Here is a 16,943-nt window from a genome sequence, read left to right as displayed (position 1 = left end):
TATCCAACTGATTAAGGAGTATAGTCCGGAAAAAATCAAAATAGGCACATAGATTGAGAAACGAAAACAATAACACACGCTATTCATGCAATCGCTACGATTATCGCTAATAACAACGCCTTGGGGCTGAATTGAAGGCCGCATAACATTCCATTCTATCAAAATAGCTAAAAAAACGATTCACAATAGAATGAAGTAACAAATCGCAAAAAGATCAAAGATAGGCAAAAAATAAATCACATAAAAAGAATTCAAAGAAACCGAATATGAGCAAGATCAAAATTATCTATTTCCAAATCGTCAATTGTATGACTTTCAGGTGTAATTGTATTGCGATCAATTTCACTGACTTCTGCAATAATAACTGATTTTTGCAATAATAATTGAATCTATTGAGAGAGATGGCGCACCCGAAGAGATTCGAACTCCTGACCCCCAGATTCGTAGTCTGGTGCTCTATCCAGCTGAGCTACGGGTGCACTTTCTACATTGTCTAAGATAAAGGGTTCCTAATCGTTTCATTAAAGAAATGCAAGTGAAACTTGAGTCGTCATAAAAAAAATTCTCTTTTTTATGAGATATTTTAAAAAAGGATATACTATAATTATGGTTTCAGTTGGTTTTGATATGATCATTTTCTTGTTGTAACTGTACAAAGTAATATGAACGATAGTTAACTTGACGTTTTAGTCTATGAAAGATAGTTAAGCGAAAATGAGATATGTTTTTTGCGGTGGGGGTAAGATATGCACCTGCTGTTTGGTTTTTGTGTAAGACGCTGATATTACAGTTGAAAACTATTTCAGATAAACATGATACAGCAAGGGTAGATGTATGGCGTTATTAAAAAAGAGTTTTCCATTAGTGTTTTTAATTGTCGTTTTAACGGTTACTTATTGGGCTGGAAAACGAAGTGCAGAACACCCCATTTCTATGGTGAGTAAAACAAGAGTATCGTATAAAGATTCAAATGGAAAAATGGCAAAACCACCGGCGAATGTTGTTGTTGATCTTGTAAAAATTCAAGATTTTTATGAACAACTTAATGTTCTAGGGAGTGGACAAGCACTTGCAGAAGTCGAGCTTACCCCTTTATCTCCAGGTGTTATTGATAAGCTTTTTGTGTCAGCTGGTACAAAAGTACAAGTAGGTGATGTGATTGCAAAGCTTGATTCTAAAAAAGAAGAAATAGCGGCTGCAAAAGCAAAAGTACAACGTGATAATAATGCGTTAACGCTTTCGCGTATTCTTAAGTTACGTGCCAGCAATACAGCAACGGAAGTTCAAGAAATTACAGCACGCTTAGAGTTGGATAATGCAAATTTAGTTTTGCGTAATGCTGAATTAGATCTCGATCGGCGAACAATTCGTGCACCGATTCCTGGAGTTGTTGGTATTTTGCCCGTAGATGCGGGGAATAACGTGACCCTTAATACTGTAATAGGCCGTGTTGAGAATAGAGAACGTATTTTGGTCGATATATGGGCCCCTGAACGTTATGTGTCGCGCATCCATAAAGGAGATGAGGTAACGGCAACGTTAATCGCGCAGCCGGATAGATCTTTTGTTGGTCATATTTATGCGATTGATAATATCGTTGATCCAGAAAGTCGCACACTTCATGCTCAGGTTGAAATCAATAATGAAAAAGATACGCTCATGTCTGGTATGTCTTTTTCTGTTGCCTTGCAATTTCATGGTGGTTCTTTTCCTGTCGTTAATCCTCTTGCCGTTCAATGGAATAGTAAAGGGTCATTCGTTTGGCGTGTGAGAGAAGGAAAAGTAGAGGCTATACCCGTATCAATTATTCAGCATAAAGCAGATCAAGTTTTCGTAAAAGCACCCCTAGAAAATGGTGATCAAGTTGTCATTCAAGGAGTACAAATGCTTTATCCAGGAAGTAAAGTAACGATTGATGACCCAAAGTCTCATCAACAGCAATTACCAGTAGTTTACGGAACGGATATACAATGAGCCAAGAATTGAGCACAAAACAGCCGATGTCACAGGTCGAGCAAGGTGGTCTCATTACCTTATTTATTCGCAGACCGGTTTTTACTTTTGTTTTAAATGCTATGATCATCATTGCAGGATTTGCAGCATGGTTAAATGTTGATGTAAGAGAATTACCCGATGTTGATACTCCCGTAACAACGATTGTGACGGTGTTTTCAGGTGCGTCGGCAGAAACAATTGATCGTGAAGTTACAAAAATTATAGAAGATGCTGTTTCTCGTGTTTCAGGTGTTAAGACGATTTCTTCAACGTCTTCTTTTGGGCGCTCCCGTGTGCAGATTAATTTTAATGTTGGTGTTGATTTGAATGTTGCAGCATCTGATATTCGTGATGCTCTCTCCCGTATTACCTATTCTTTACCGAAAGATGCGGATTCGCCTTTGATTATTAAAGCAGATTCCAATGCTGCTGCCATGATGTATTTGGTTGTGACGTCACCAACAATGAGTGTTGATGATTTAACCACGATTGTAAACGATCAGATTGTTGATGCAATTTCTGCTGTTGATGGTGTTGGTGATGTACAGGTCGATAGTGCTCGCACAAAGATTTTTCAGATTGATATAGATCAAGCAAAACTTGCCAGTTATGGATTAACTGTAGCAGATATTTCACGTGTTCTTGCTGATATGACAACGGATGTGCCAGTAGGATCATTACGCAATTCTAAACAAACTTTAGTTGTGCGTGCTACTGCACGTTTAACAACACCAGAATCTTTTGAACAAGTTGTTTTAAAGCCTCGTGTGCATCTTGGTGATGTTGCGCATGTTACTTTATCGCCGGATATAGAAACGGTTATTCTTCGTATTAATGGAAAGACAGGTATTGGATTAGGGATTGTGCGTAAAGCACAATCCAACACTCTTAATATTTCTAAAGGAGTGAGAACTGTTGTTGATAATCTCAAAAGTGTTGTTCCTTCTTCTGTACATATAGACGTTATTAATGACGATGCAGTTTTTATTAAAAGCGCTCTTCATGAGGTTGAAGTTGCGTTGGTTATTGCTATTTTGAGTGTTATCTTGGTCATTTTTCTTTTTCTCAGAGACATTCGTGCAACACTGATACCTGCTGTATCTCTTCCTGTCGCTTTGATTGGTACCATTGCAGCTATTTATCTTGTAGGATTTTCATTGAATATTCTCACATTTTTAGGACTTGTTTTAGCAACAGGGCTTGTTGTGGATGATGCTATTGTTGTTCTTGAGAATATTGTTCGGTGGCGCAACATGGGTTTAGGGTCTAGGGCTGCGGCGGTGATAGGAACACGTGAAGTGTTTTTTGCTGTTTTAGCAACAACATTGACTTTAGTGGCTGTGTTTGTTCCTATTTCCTTTCTTCCTGGGCAAGTTGGAGGTCTTTTTAGAGAATTTGGTTTTGTTTTGGCAATTTCTATTTTGCTTTCTTCAGTTGTTGCCTTAACGCTTTGTCCCATGTTGGCTTCGCGTTTTCTCAAAGAACATATTGAGGAGAAAGAGGAAGAGTCTCATCATTTTGCTTTTTTATATAAATTAGGTACTTTTTTTCATAAGGCATATACTTACAGTTTGCATAAGTGTTTAGAAAAGCCTTGGGCTGTTGTTTTTGCTTCACTTATTTTTGCGGGTCTTTGTATTGGAGGCTATACGAAGCTACAACAGGAATTAACGCCAGCAGAAGACAGAGCTGTGATCTTTTTGGTTATTAATGGACCACAAGGTATTTCAACACAATATTTGAACGAGCAAATAGAGCAAATTGAAGCAAGTCTACAGCCATTACGTGATGCAGGGGAGATTGCTAACAGTTACTCTATTGCGGGTGCTGGCGGTTCACCCAATACTGCTTTTTTAATTTTATTGCTTTCATCTTGGGATAAACGTTTACGGAGTCAGCAAGAAATCGTGAAAGATATTAATGAAAAAGTTAAACAGTTTCCTGCAGTTTTTGTGTTTGCTGCGCAGGGAAATTCTCTAGGTGTGAGAGGAACTGGGCAAGGATTACAATTTGCAATTCTTGGCAATGATTATGCAACATTACAACCCATTGCTGATAAGCTGGTGAGTACTTTACAAGATGATCCGCGTTTTATTCGCCCACGTCTTACTGTTGATGCAACACAACCGCAATTTTTCATTGAAATCAATCGAAAAAAAGCCTCCGATTTAGGGATTGATATCACCAATTTGGGCGATACATTACAAGCAATGTTGGATGGTAAAAAGATTGGTTCCATTAACGTGGATGATCATTCTTACGATGTTAAATTGATGTCGCGTAAAAATTCTATGAAGAGTCCTAGTGATTTAGAAAACATTTTTTTAAAGACCAAAGACAATCGATATGTTCCTTTATCGGTTATTGCGCGTTTACATGAAAAAGCTATCTCTCCCCAATTAAAACGGGAAAAACGCATGAGTGCTGTTATTTTAAGCGCAAATCTTGCTCCAGGTATTGCTTTAGGGGAAGCCTACCAAACGGTACAGAAAATTGCTTCTCCTTTGTTATCGAAAGGGACCTATGTAGTTCCCTTAGGGGAAGCTGAAACACTTAATGAAACATCCTCTAGTTTTATGATTGTTTTTGGCATTGCCTTTTTGATTATTTTATTGATTTTGGCGGCTCAGTTTGAAAGCTTTATTTCAGGATTTATTATCATGGCCACTGTCCCATTAGGGATTGGTTGTGCTGTAATTGCTATGCTATTGAGTGGTGTGAGTCTGAATATTTACAGCCAAATTGGATTAATTTTGTTAATTGGCGTTATGGCAAAAAATGGTATTCTTATTGTTGAATTTGCAGATCAATTACGTGATCAGGGAAGAAGCGTGCGTGAAGCCGTAGAAGAAGCAGCAAACATTCGCCTTCGTCCGGTTTGTATGACAATGATTTGTGCCATTTTAGGAGGTATTCCTTTGGTTTTAGCCAAAGGTGCTGGCGCAGAGGCGCGTATAGCTTTAGGTTGGGTTATCGTTGGTGGTTTAGGTTTAGCAACTATTTTTACGCTTTATGTTACACCGGTTGTTTATCTTTTTTTAGGGCGTTTTATAAGACCAAAAGCAGAAGAAGCTATATTATTAACAAAAGAACTCAATAAAGTTAAATGATGTATCGAGTGGAAAAGATTTAAAAGTTTATTCTTGTAAAAATATCATCTTCGAATTTTATTTTTTACTTTTATATTCCTTAGTTTTTATGTGAACAGTAAAGATAGCGAGCAATAAAGGAGATGCTTTCTGCTTTGTTATTGTTTGGGCATAGATTTCATTGTCAATAACTGTATAGGATAAGCTTATGGGAGATAGCTTTTCGATTCGAAATGAAAAGGCTTTTGAAGCCGCATTAAATGCTTTAAGGAGCCATGCCGCAAAGGATGGGGTCTATGATATTCGTCGACATTTTTTAGCAGATGAACAGCGTTTTTCCAATTTTTCTCTCAGACTTGATGATCTTCTTTTCGATTTTTCAAAATGTGGGGTAACATTTAAAACATTGCAACTTTTAGATAATTTAGCTGTTGCAGCAGATGTGTTAGGACGGCGTGATGCAATGTTTTCTGGTCAAGCGATTAATACAACTGAAAAACGCTCAGTTCTTCATGTTGCATTACGTTTACCTGCTGACGAAATTTTCATGTTGGATGGTCATGATCTTATTCGCGATATTCAAGATGTTCTTGAAGACATGGAAAGATTTTCTGAAAAGGTACGTGATGGAAGCTATCAGGGAAGCAATGGAGAGAGAATAAGTGATATTGTAAACATTGGTATTGGTGGATCTGATCTTGGCCCTGCAATGGTTACATATGCTTTAAAACCTTATCATGATGGTCCACGTTGTCATTTTGTTTCTAACGCTGACAGTGCTCATATTTCTGATACTCTCTCTATTTTGAATCCAGCAACAACGCTGTTTGTCATTGCTTCTAAAACTTTTACAACGGCTGAAACAATGGTAAATGCTCAAGTTGCACGTCAGTGGATTTGTTCACATTTAGGAGAAGAAGCCATTTGCACGCATTTTGTTGCTGTTTCGAGTGCGCTTGATAAAGTGGCAGAATTTGGCATAGATTCGACAAGAGTTTTTAAATTTTGGAATTGGGTTGGAGGGCGTTATTCAATTTGGTCAGCCATTGGGCTTGTTGTGATGTTTGCAATAGGTGGTCGAAATTTTCGCCAATTTCTCAATGGTGCTTTGCAAATGGACCAACATTTTAAAACCATGCCTTTGCATAAAAATATTCCTATTCGTTTTGCTCTTTTAGGGTTTTGGCATCGTGTTATTTGCGGTTATTCATCACGCTCTATTATTCCCTATGCGCAGCGTTTAATACATTTTCCAGCTTATTTACAACAGCTTGATATGGAATCAAATGGTAAGCAAGTCTCGTTGGATGGAAAACCATTAAGTTTTTCAAGTGGTCCGATTGTTTGGGGGGATTCAGGAACAAATAGTCAACATGCTTTTTTTCAGCTTCTGCATCAAGGAACAGATATTATTCCTGTAGAATTTATTTTATTTATAAAAGGGCATGAGAAAAAATTACATTCTATGTATGAGATGTTGTTAGCAAACGGTTTAGCACAATCAAAAGCTTTGATGAAGGGGCGTAGTATTGAAGATGCTCGGCATATCTTGATAAAAAATGGAGTTGATGAGGGTGAAGCAGATCATTTAGCACGTCATAGAAGTTTTAAAGGAAACCGTCCCAGCATTACGCTGGTTCAGGATTTATTAACACCTTTTGCACTCGGTCGTCTCATTGCGCTTTATGAACATCGTATTTTTGTTGAAGGGATTTTAATGAATATTAATTCATTTGATCAATGGGGGGTTGAACTTGGTAAAGAATTAGCAGAGGAGTTATTACCAATTCTTCGTGGAGAAAGTAAAGCGGATAAGCGCGATAGTTCAACGTTAGGGTTGCTAGCACATATTCAAGCAAGACGTACACAATAAATATAATTTTATAAAAGGTTCTGTACTCATTAAGCAAAGGTAGAATGAGAGAGAAATAAGAGATAATTCCTTATTTTACTATGTGCTCCCTCTTATTGTCTGAATTAGATTTTTGTGACAGAAAATCAAAAAAGTGCAAAAATTGTAAAAATGAGAATTTATGAGCAAAACCAACAAACAACTTTGAAAGGTTTTAAAGACCTTTTGTGAATTCTTTTAAAATCTTTTGAAAAATAACTTGGTACAAAAACCTAGTGGCAAAATATACAAAACCCGCTGGCAAGCTACAGTGGCGGAGAGAGAGGGATTTGAACCCCCGATAGAGTTGCCCCTATGCCGCATTTCGAGTGCGGTGCTTTCAACCACTCAGCCATCTCTCCATAATAAAGTGAAACAAAAATCGGCACTATTCGAGTGTATAAGGGGTAGATAACCTTCAATTGTTTTTGGTACAACCTTTTTTTCTTTTTTATGGGACTTTATTGACAGAGAATAGAAATTCCTTCATATATACAAAATATAAGCGTGGGGAAATCTGCGCATATTTGTGTTGAAGAGGGTTTTAACCTTCTTTGAGATCTATTACGACTGATAAAAAGCAGCCTATTTTCCCTTATTTCAAGGCAGAAATTAAATAAGAGCTGGAGTGAACGGAAGGATAAAAAATGTTCGCAGTCATTAAAACTGGTGGTAAGCAATACCGCATTGTTGCTAATCAAGTGATAAAAGTTGAAAAAGTTAGTGGAGATGCGGGTGATGTTGTTGAATTCAATGACATATTAATGGTTGGGCAAGAAGGTAATGCGGTTATTGGTACCCCTGTCGTTGCTGATGCATTGGTGACAGCTGAGATTTTAGAACAGGCACGTGAGCGCAAGGTTATCGCATTTAAGAAGCGCCGTCGTCAAAATTCTAAACGCACGCGTGGCCATCGTCAAGAATTTACGAGGCTTCGTGTTTTAGAAATTTTAATGGGTGGTTCAAAACCTAAAAAAGCAGCTACGAAACCGATAAAAGAAGAAGAAACTACACCAAAAGAAACAAGAGCTGCTGCTTCCGTTGAGAAGACGGCTAAAAAAACGGTTGAAAAAAAGACTGCATCGCAGAAAAAAGCGTCTGTAGTATCAAAGAGTAAGAAAGATTAAAGGAGAGCGTCTATGGCACATAAAAAAGCTGGTGGTTCCTCGCGTAATGGTCGCGATTCAGAATCGAAACGTCTAGGCGTTAAAAAATTTGGTGGTGAAACCGTTATTGCCGGAAATATTATTATTCGCCAGCGTGGTACACGTTGGCATCCTGGCAACAATGTCGGTATTGGAAAAGACCATACGCTTTTTGCATTATCAAATGGAAAGGTTTCTTTTCAACGCAAAGCGGGTAATCGTTCCTATGTTTCAGTCATTCCTATGGTGGAGGCAGCAGAGTAATCTGTAACACTCTCTAGCCATCAACGGGATTTCATTGAATTGTAGTTGTGGTTTTATAAGTATTAAAAGGGAAAGATAGAATCTCATCTTTCCCTTTTTGCGTTGGTACTATAATAAATGTAGAAGATAAAAAGGTAGAATTGGGGAAATGGCTTTTCTCAATGAGGGAAAAAGTTTGTGCGTTGTTATGTTAGTATTTAGTGCTGAACATATTGATATTATGATAGAATTTGTTGATAAATTTCTGTATACTAATAGTGAGGAGAGACTTTCTTTTTATGTATAAAGAAGTGTCTAGTAATTTCTTATAAGAGAAGCAGTTTGTTTTCAGAAAATTATGAGAAATTTAATGAGAGCATTATTTATGTAATCATTTTGATAAAGATGGGTCTTTTTATCGGCATTGTGGTATTGATGAGTTGTCATACTGTTTTAGGTGGTAGTGTGGATAGGTGGGGCTATTCATTTAAAAAGACATAGCGATAAAAAATCCATAAGAAGGCAGTCAAAAATACTTTGAAAGTGACGTGCATTAGGGAATTTTCGGTAAATCGATAGTGAAATTATATTTTTAAGGAGGACGGTGTTTAAAGATATAAAAATAACCAACGTGCAATCAGCGCCCTTCAAGAATATTTTTCTGATTTCACTATTATTGTGTATTGTTGAAAATAAACCAGCATAAGAGCTAGGGTTAAGACAGTAATTTCTTTTCATTTTTGTGCTTTATGTATCTCATTTATCGAAATGTCTAGAAAGTAAAGATTATTTGTAGAGTTTTTCTTGGTTTTAATGGTTGAGGATAGCGCGTTTTGGGGATGGGTGTACTTTGCAAATGCGCAACAGAGAATATGTGTGTTTGCTATATTGATTGAAGCAAAGGAGTAGCTTAAAATATATCAATATTATATATTAAGAGGATCAGTATCGTGGAATGAGCTGCACAGAATTTTAAGGATGGTAAGTTGTAGGGAGAAATTTGTAATAATTTGTAATTATGTAATGAATTTAAAAGAGGGACACTAGATGAGATCAACTTGGGGGAATAAATTAAAGTGTTAGCCGAAGTTACAGGTGATTAAGGAAGATGCTTTCTTGGAGGGGGAAATAATGATAAGTTATATTAAATAACTTAGGATAATAAAAGCGTTTTTAAAACATAGTTTTTCAGGTGATTGTAGCTGTAAAAATCGAGGTTTTGTCTTTGTAAAGTAGAGTAAGAGTCAGATTTGCTTATGATGGTTCTAAGCAACCCGCGGGATGGTAATATCCAATTGTTTTATCGGTGATATTGAGGTATTTAAGCACCTCACTTAGCTATATTCCATAAAATAAAAGAAAATTGTGGTGTTGTTTATAGCTTGTATTTTGGGAAATGCAGCTTTGAAAAGGAATTTATCAGAGATATTCGTGTTCAAATATGAGGCAATTTGAATTCATGATGGGATGTAAGAAAGCAGAAGCAATGAATGTAGATTTTACCGAGAGTGAAATCTTGTCGATAGGATCTGTACAACTTGCGGCTGCTTTTGATCATAAAAATGATGCGATCTATGCTGCTGCTGAGTTGCTTGTGCAGGTTGGTGCTGTTGATAAATGTTATCTGGAAAGCATGCTTGCACGTGAAGAAATAACCAATACTTGGCTGGGGAATGGTATAGCTATTCCTCATGGTATGGTTGAGAATCGTGATTTAATTATCAAGGACGCTGTTGCTGTTATACAAGTTCCTGCTGGTGTTGAGTGGCAAGATGGAAAGAAAGCACATTTGGTTATTGCCATTGCAGCGTGTCCAGAGCTCTATAGAGAAATTTGCAAAAAATTGACGTCTCTTTTATTTGATAAAAAACAGCTTGAAGTACTTGCAACAACTGCGGACAAACAGCAAATTGTTACAACTCTATTTGATCAAGATATGAAGATAGAAAAAAATGTTATTGGTGATCTTTCGGTGTGTCAGGAATGGATGTTAGATTATCCAAGCGGTCTTCATGCACGACCAGCTTCTCTTTGGGTTGATTTTGCGAAAAAGATTCAGAACTCTATCAGAGTTCGCCATGGTCAATATGCCGTTGAAATGAAAAATTTAGTTGGTTTATTGCAATTAGGAGTAAAAAACGGCGATGTTCTTATTTTTTCTACAGATGCTGCAGAAGGAGCACAACTTCTTAAGGATGCGATTTCTATTGTAAAAAAGGTAAGTATTAGTGAAAAATGCGTGATGAAAGAAATGGAATCTCAAACAAAGACTTTTCATGGTTGGCATCCACGCTCCATGCACAAAGGTATTTCTGGTGTTGGAGCAAGCTCAGGGTTAGCGTTTGGTAAGATTTTTGTTTTAAGGCAAAATGATATTTCCATAATAGATCAGCCAATTGATTTTGCAGCTGGTGCAGCATGTCTTGACAATGCTCTTACAAAAACAAAACATAAAATGGCATCAGTGATTTCTGATATTACAGTGCGTATGGGAGCGGATTCTGCTGCGATTTTTTCTGCGCAAATGGTTTTGCTTGAAGATGAAAATTTAATAGCTCAAGCTTATCGTTTTATAGCAGAAGGTCATGGTGTTGCTTGGTCTTGGGATAGAGCGGTTCGTCAATTTTCAGATATGTTTTTTAAGGTAGATAATCCTTTGTTAGCAGCACGTGCTGTTAATTTAGTTGATGTTGGTCGACGTGTTTTAGGTGAAATCAATCCATCCTATAGATCGTTCTTTTTAAATGATATTCCACATGGTGTAATTCTGGTTACAAATGACCTTTCTCCTTCTGATGTAGCACAACTTGATTGTACAAGGGTAAAAGGATTAGCAACAGCATGGGGAGGTCCGTTATCTCATACAGCTATTTTGGCGCGTACTCTTGGTATTCCAATGGTTGTGGCTGCAGGTGATGATATTTTAGCAATTCAGTCTGATATTCAGGCTATTATTGATGGCGATAACGGGTTTATCTACCTTGATCCTACACTTGAAGACGTTGAAGATGCTCAAAGGAAAATTGATATTGTTGCGCAAGAACGTATCAGTGAGATAAATGCGTGTAGATTACCAGCGCAAACGATAGATGGCCAAAGAATTCGTATTATGGCTAATGTCAACTACGCAAATCAGGTTCCTATTGCGTTTGATTTTGGGGCTGAAGGTGTTGGGCTCATGCGCACGGAATTTTTGTTTTTAGAAAATCCGCATATTCCGGATGAAGAGGTACAATTTGATATATATCGGACGATGATTACAGCTGTAGGAGATAAGCCATTAATTATTCGTGCGCTCGATATTGGTGGGGATAAACAGGTTACACATTTACATTTATCTAAAGAAGACAATCCTTTTTTAGGTGTTCGAGGAACGCGGCTTTTGTTACGTCGACGTGATCTTTTGGTTCCTCAATTACGTGCTTTGTATCGAGCAGCAAAAGAGGGTGGAGATCTATGGATTGTGTTTCCAATGGTGATGTCTGTTTCAGAGATTGTTGCTATAAAAAAGATTGCAGAAGAAATCCGAAACGATATTAATGCACCAAAATTAAAACTTGGTATTATGATCGAAGTTCCAGCGGCAGCCATTATGGCAGACGTGTTAAGTGCCCATGTTGACTTTTTCTCAATTGGAACCAACGATTTAACACAGTATACAATGGCTGTTGATCGGCAAAATCCATACCTTGTGTCTGAAGCTGATAGCCTTGATCCAGCAGTTTTGCGTATGATTTACCAGACTATTCAGGGAGCAGCACAACATAAATGTTGGGTTAGTGTATGTGGTGGTATGGCTGGAGATCCTTTTGGGGCGATGATTTTGACTGGATTGGGAATTAATGAGCTTTCTATGATATCTTGCGATATTTCTCCAGTAAAGGCTTGTTTGCGGACACATAGTTTTGAGGATATGAAAATTTTAGCACAAAAAGCATTGCAATGTGAAACTGCACGAGCTGTACGTGCTCTAAGCAAAGATATAAGGTGATAAAAAACATTAAGGGATAGAACGAGTTTATTTTGCAAAGTAATCAGATTTTAGTGTTGTAAAACATTGTTCTTTAGGACGATTATAGGCAACATTATTAATTTAGAATGATAATTTGTCGTTTTTTATAATGGGAATCCCGAATGTTATAAGATTTTCTCATCACAAGCTCTCTCATATTGATTAATTAAAATCATTTTCTTGTGCGCCATAAGTAGGGATGATATGTGGATAAAAAAACTTTAAGAAAGGATAATTGCTTTTTATGAATTCTCTCAAATAGCAAGGGACGTTGCAATATTTTGGGCTGGCAAATAGCATGATGGTACCAGCTGTCTCGATCCTATCCTAAATATTTCATTTCATACTTCTACACTTAGTTGATAGAAAATAAAATTCAGATACAAAAGGCTGTTGTATCTTTAATTTAATATGCATGAATGTATATTATTCTCTGAAATGAGAAAACAGTTTAATTTTGGCAAGACATAAAATCATAAAGATGCAAATCTGTTTTCCTCTTTACCATATACTCTTAAATTCAGCTTTATAGTTTTCAAAATATCTAAAGCAATCTCTTTTAAATAAGAGATATTATGTATTGCTTCACATTTTATGTTTATCACATTCTTTAAGTAGGGTATGCTTCTCATAAAAAACAGAACACTCTAAGAATACTATTATTTTTCTCATCCACATGTTTGTAAAAAATATTTCTCAAAGCTTGTCACATCCGTCTCATAACGGTATCTATGAATAGTATAAAATCTATTGGATAGAACCTTCTTTCCTTAAATAAAAAGCACAAGCCAAGATCATATTATTTACCAATACCCAATCCCTTGCTATTTGAGAGAATTCCTAAGAGACATTTATCCTTTCTTAAAGTTTTTTATCCACATATCATCCTTGTTGATGGCGTACAAGAAAATGGTTTTGAGAGGGTTTGTGATGAGAAAATCTTACGATATTTTGGGTTCTCATTACATAATGATGATAATTTATTATTTATAAATCAATATATTATATATGAAGTGAAACATAAAAATGATTAGCAGGTAGATCTCATCTCAAGAAAGAGCAGTTTGTCATAAAATTTATAGCGGTTAAGAATCTTCATCCTTGGGGACATGAGGAGGTTAAAAATGATTTTTATTGAAATGAAATTTATTATCTGAATAAACAATTTTAATATTAGGGATATAAGAATTTCATATCGTTATTATTCTATTTATTATTAGGGTAATCAATGCTGTGAAGCGAGAGATATTTAATTATTTGATCGTGCAGAACCATGGACTGTATGCCAATTTTAAGAGAAGTATTTTTTCGTGAAGCAGAAAGTGTGTAAGTGAGCATGAATGTTTATGATTGTGACAATCTTTTTATTCCCATTATTGCATTGTAGACAGCTATCCACGGAAAAAGTTTTTTCTTAAAAAGAAAGGATGTGCTTGTTATTCAACAGATATCATCTCTTACTTGAATAAATGAATTTGTGTTTTGAGTTTTGAATGTAGAGTTTAGACTTGCACGTTATTTCTTTCTGGGTATAGTGCAAACTTCTGGAGAGGTGGCCGAGTGGTTGAAGGCGCACGCCTGGAACGCGTGTATATGGGAAACCATATCGAGGGTTCGAATCCCTCTCTCTCCGCCATTAATTTAAAACGAACTTTCATATGCTTGATATGACATAGTTTAAAAAGCTCAGCATTTGCAGGATTTTTTATTGTTTGAATTTGACCAGTTCGCGTCGATCTATGCCTATCATTATGTACACCTAGAAATTGCTGTTGAATTTCCATGAATTTTATACTTTTTAAGCTCCTCTCCTCTCGATCTTTAAATAACCTGATCTAGCATAAACGATCTCTTCAAATATCATTAAAGGATTTTTGCCATTATCACTAACTTCTGGTAGAGCTTTTAGAATTAATGGTGATCATAGTGCTATTTGCAATTTCGTTGATTAATGGGCTAAATGCGTTTTATCCACATGAGAGGTAACAAACACCTCAGCTTTTCTCACGCAATGTGTTTATTTAAAATTAATGTCATGAATATTTGTACAAAATTTTTATCCATACGATAATCAAAAAAAGGCTGACGTAATATAATAATTGAACATCATTCATGCGGCGCTTTCTTTTATCTCTAAACTTTGTATGTAAATAGATAGTCCGTGCAAAATAAATAAAGGGGCGCAAAAGCCTATAAATACACACAGGACGTATAATATAGAAAATGAAAAAAATTTTCCTGCATATAAAAGCACAATAGAGAATAAAGCTGTTATGATGCGTACACTGGCATCGCCTGCCAAAATCACCTCGGCTAAATTTTCACTAGGTGTGATAGCTTGTCCAATTGTTATTCCCGATACCCTAAAATAAAATTGCCCAATACCTAATAAAAATCCCATAATATAAAGGGAATATTGAGTAAAATTTAAATATAAAACAAAAGAGATTGCGATCACGGCAAAAGCCGGTGCCCCCCATACAAAAAAACGAATTAAAGATGGAAATTTCCGTAAATAATAAGATGAGATAAGACCATTGATCACAAAACCCAGTGCTGACAAAGCAAAAATAGAATTTTGAATGGCTGTAAATTTTATATTATCTGATGTTATAGAAGCAAGAACAAGTGGCAATAAAACAATAGGCCCCGTATAGAGAGAATTATTCAAAATACGATTAATCGTTAAAAAACGCAACGCAGAAATCCGCCAAAGGCACCTGAACCCAACTCCATAAGCTTTTTGAGATGGCTTTTTTAATAGCTCTTTTGCTCTGTTTAGTTGTTGTATAGACTTTATACGAAACCATAAGCAGGCATTCAAAAGATAGATAAATACAATAAAGGCTATGGCTATTTTGTGCCCCAAATGCGCAATTATAAAATATATAAGCAATGGGGATATAATAACAAAAAACTGACAGCAACTAGTATAAAATGCAAAAATTCCAGCTTTTTGTTTGGGAGCTGGAACCAGCAGATTCAAGGCACTATTGTTATTTGGATTATCAGCCCCCATCAAGAGAGCAAGTAAAAAAAATACAAATAAAATAAGTACTGGATTGTTCATAAATAATAAGAAAGACAATAAACAAGCGCAAGTAATTTGACTATAAAACCCAATTATAAAGCCTTGATAGTGCGCCAACACGTTTCCCAAACATAAGCCAGCAATTCCAATTGCGATTAAATTAACGACATTTAAAGTAGCAGATGCTTCTCCCGTTGTATCTTGGAATTGTAACAAAGAAAGGCCAATAGATAATACACCACTAGCACAAAAACTCGTCAAACAACCAATCACAATCATAAGAAAAACAGAATTACGCAATAGCCTCTTTCCTTTTAAACAGAGACTCAAGCCATTTTATGATTTTCTCCATTGTCGAATATGGTTCGGTACTAAATTCCAGTTTTTCATAAAAGTTTAGTTCAAATGCGTTATAGGCACTTATTTTTTGAAAGTCATCTGTCAGCATGAATTCTATACTTGGTAACGTTGTACCTATAGATTGAGATAAATAATAGGAAATTACTTTCCAATACATATAGGTACGCTCTCTTGCCAAATAATTTTCCAAGGCATATTTCAAGTAACAACCATCTAAAATATGTTTCGGACAACAGTGCAATAGATAAAAAATACGAGGTGCATCCACTTCGTGCACGAAACAAAAAGAAATATTTTGACCTATCATGATATTATAAAAATTTTCAGCAAGCGGATCTTCTAAATTAACTCTAATCACAAAAAGATTGGTCTAATGTTTGAGCAACATGAGACAAAGACAATTGCACTGCTAAAGTTTCAATAACCTCTAAGTCAGATTCGGGATACGCTTTTTGAAAAATTCCCGCTCAATCTATCTCTGCTGCACCTAATAATTGACCAACTTCGTCTGAATGAACAAGATGCAATTTTAACCAACATTGGTGCAAAGTTTTCGGCTTTTGCTCTCTTTGTCTCCTCTGTATCCCAATTTTGTATTCCTAACACTCTCACAGGAACTAAAGAATCTTTAGGTATTCGAACTTTTATTAAACTTTGTAACAATGGATTAGAATCTCCTCCTCCACTAACTCCGACAATTATTTTTTCACCATTCAACGAACGAAAAAAGTTATCTATAAATTTGCTAACTTTTAGCGAGACAAATGAATGATATTCTTTCTTACTAATAAAAACATGTTCCCTAACTTTTTCTTTATGGTTATCAAAAATATATTTTGCCACAATTTTATCATCAACTTTAGAATAAATATTATTCTTTTGGTTTAATTAATTGTTATAATCAAAATTTCTATCTGTTCTAAAAATAAGCTCTTCTTCTCCTAGATTTTCTAGTAACTGCTGTACAGTCTTTCCAAGAAAAGACACTACCTCAACACTCCCATCCTGAAAAATTTTATATGCACACACTGCATTATATGGAATGCCATGTATTTTAAAACTTGTTCAACTATAACTCTTCTGATGGGAAAAATAAATCACGAAACCCATGTGCTGTTACAACCCGAAAAACAATCATACATCTCCCTCTAATGATAGACGATGTCATTAGAAGAAA

At 35.9% G+C, this 16,943-nt stretch carries 10 protein-coding genes and 3 tRNA genes; 7 read left to right on the top strand and 6 right to left on the bottom strand.

Annotation, left to right across the window (positions count from 1 at the left end):
* Window positions 1-251: 251 nt before the first annotated feature.
* Both ACFIMQ_RS00105 and ACFIMQ_RS00100 read right to left on the bottom strand, forming a co-directional pair.
* On the bottom strand, window positions 252-377 hold the full coding sequence (locus ACFIMQ_RS00105) for a hypothetical protein (RefSeq protein WP_375615566.1): 126 nt from the start codon (window positions 375-377) through the stop codon (window positions 252-254).
* Between the two features lie 25 nt (window positions 378-402).
* Window positions 403-479 (bottom strand) — tRNA-Arg (locus tag ACFIMQ_RS00100).
* A 355-nt stretch (window positions 480-834) separates the two neighbouring features.
* On the opposite strand from ACFIMQ_RS00100, the gene ACFIMQ_RS00095 reads away from it, so the two are divergent.
* From ACFIMQ_RS00095 to pgi, 3 genes are all read left to right on the top strand, one after another.
* Window positions 835-1,974 carry an efflux RND transporter periplasmic adaptor subunit gene (locus tag ACFIMQ_RS00095; RefSeq protein WP_375615565.1) on the top strand — a complete coding sequence of 380 codons (1,140 nt, stop codon included), beginning with the start codon at window positions 835-837 and terminating at the stop codon, window positions 1,972-1,974.
* Window positions 1,971-5,105, top strand: a complete 3,135-nt coding sequence (locus ACFIMQ_RS00090; RefSeq protein ID WP_375615564.1) for an efflux RND transporter permease subunit — start codon at window positions 1,971-1,973, stop codon at window positions 5,103-5,105. The genes ACFIMQ_RS00095 and ACFIMQ_RS00090 overlap by 4 nt, the downstream gene beginning before the upstream one ends.
* A 187-nt stretch (window positions 5,106-5,292) precedes the next feature.
* Window positions 5,293-6,957, top strand: a complete 1,665-nt coding sequence (gene pgi / locus ACFIMQ_RS00085) for a glucose-6-phosphate isomerase (RefSeq protein WP_375703146.1) — start codon at window positions 5,293-5,295, stop codon at window positions 6,955-6,957.
* A 290-nt stretch (window positions 6,958-7,247) separates the two neighbouring features.
* On the opposite strand, the gene ACFIMQ_RS00080 is transcribed toward pgi, so the two are convergent.
* Window positions 7,248-7,337 (bottom strand) — tRNA-Ser (locus ACFIMQ_RS00080).
* A gap of 285 nt (window positions 7,338-7,622) precedes the next feature.
* Here ACFIMQ_RS00080 and rplU point away from each other — a divergent pair.
* The 4 genes from rplU to ACFIMQ_RS00060 all read left to right on the top strand — a co-directional run bounded on the left by rplU (window position 7,623) and on the right by ACFIMQ_RS00060 (window position 14,011).
* Complete coding sequence (gene rplU / locus ACFIMQ_RS00075) at window positions 7,623-8,102, top strand: 50S ribosomal protein L21 (RefSeq protein ID WP_375615562.1); 480 nt, start codon at window positions 7,623-7,625, stop codon at window positions 8,100-8,102.
* Window positions 8,103-8,114: 12 nt separating this feature from the next.
* A complete protein-coding gene (gene rpmA, locus ACFIMQ_RS00070) occupies window positions 8,115-8,384 on the top strand; it encodes a 50S ribosomal protein L27 (RefSeq protein ID WP_273723965.1) in 270 nt (89 codons plus the stop codon).
* 1,465 nt (window positions 8,385-9,849) lie between these two features.
* On the top strand, window positions 9,850-12,354 hold the full coding sequence (gene ptsP, locus ACFIMQ_RS00065; RefSeq protein WP_375703285.1) for a phosphoenolpyruvate--protein phosphotransferase: 2,505 nt from the start codon (window positions 9,850-9,852) through the stop codon (window positions 12,352-12,354).
* Between the two features lie 1,567 nt (window positions 12,355-13,921).
* Window positions 13,922-14,011, top strand: a tRNA-Ser gene (locus ACFIMQ_RS00060).
* Window positions 14,012-14,485: 474 nt separating this feature from the next.
* Here the strand turns inward: ACFIMQ_RS00060 and ACFIMQ_RS00055 are convergent.
* The 3 genes from ACFIMQ_RS00055 to ACFIMQ_RS00045 form a co-directional block, all read right to left on the bottom strand.
* Window positions 14,486-15,706 carry an MFS transporter gene (locus ACFIMQ_RS00055; RefSeq protein WP_375703145.1) on the bottom strand — a complete coding sequence of 407 codons (1,221 nt, stop codon included), beginning with the start codon at window positions 15,704-15,706 and terminating at the stop codon, window positions 14,486-14,488.
* On the bottom strand, window positions 15,699-16,124 hold the full coding sequence (locus tag ACFIMQ_RS00050; RefSeq protein WP_375615559.1) for a hypothetical protein: 426 nt from the start codon (window positions 16,122-16,124) through the stop codon (window positions 15,699-15,701). The genes ACFIMQ_RS00055 and ACFIMQ_RS00050 overlap by 8 nt, the downstream gene beginning before the upstream one ends.
* Window positions 16,125-16,198: 74 nt before the next feature.
* Window positions 16,199-16,609: a hypothetical protein gene (locus ACFIMQ_RS00045; RefSeq protein ID WP_375615558.1), complete on the bottom strand. Its 411-nt coding sequence runs from the start codon at window positions 16,607-16,609 to the stop codon at window positions 16,199-16,201.
* Window positions 16,610-16,943: the final 334 nt, after the last annotated feature.

The organism is Bartonella sp. AD13SXNS (genome assembly GCF_042196465.1).
Taxonomy (GTDB): domain Bacteria; phylum Pseudomonadota; class Alphaproteobacteria; order Rhizobiales; family Rhizobiaceae; genus Bartonella.
Note: the sequence above shows the minus strand (reverse complement) of the source record. Positions and strands in the feature narration are given on the sequence as shown.

Bases quoted from the DNA above. Each gene is read 5' to 3' on its own strand.
- ACFIMQ_RS00095 (WP_375615565.1), top strand. From the start codon at position 835: ATGGCGTTATTAAAAAAGAGTTTTCCATTAGTGTTTTTAATTGTCGTT.
- ACFIMQ_RS00090 (WP_375615564.1), top strand. From the start codon at position 1,971: ATGAGCCAAGAATTGAGCACAAAACAGCCGATGTCACAGGTCGAGCAA.
- pgi (WP_375703146.1), top strand. From the start codon at position 5,293: ATGGGAGATAGCTTTTCGATTCGAAATGAAAAGGCTTTTGAAGCCGCA.
- rplU (WP_375615562.1), top strand. From the start codon at position 7,623: ATGTTCGCAGTCATTAAAACTGGTGGTAAGCAATACCGCATTGTTGCT.
- rpmA (WP_273723965.1), top strand. From the start codon at position 8,115: ATGGCACATAAAAAAGCTGGTGGTTCCTCGCGTAATGGTCGCGATTCA.
- ptsP (WP_375703285.1), top strand. From the start codon at position 9,850: ATGAATGTAGATTTTACCGAGAGTGAAATCTTGTCGATAGGATCTGTA.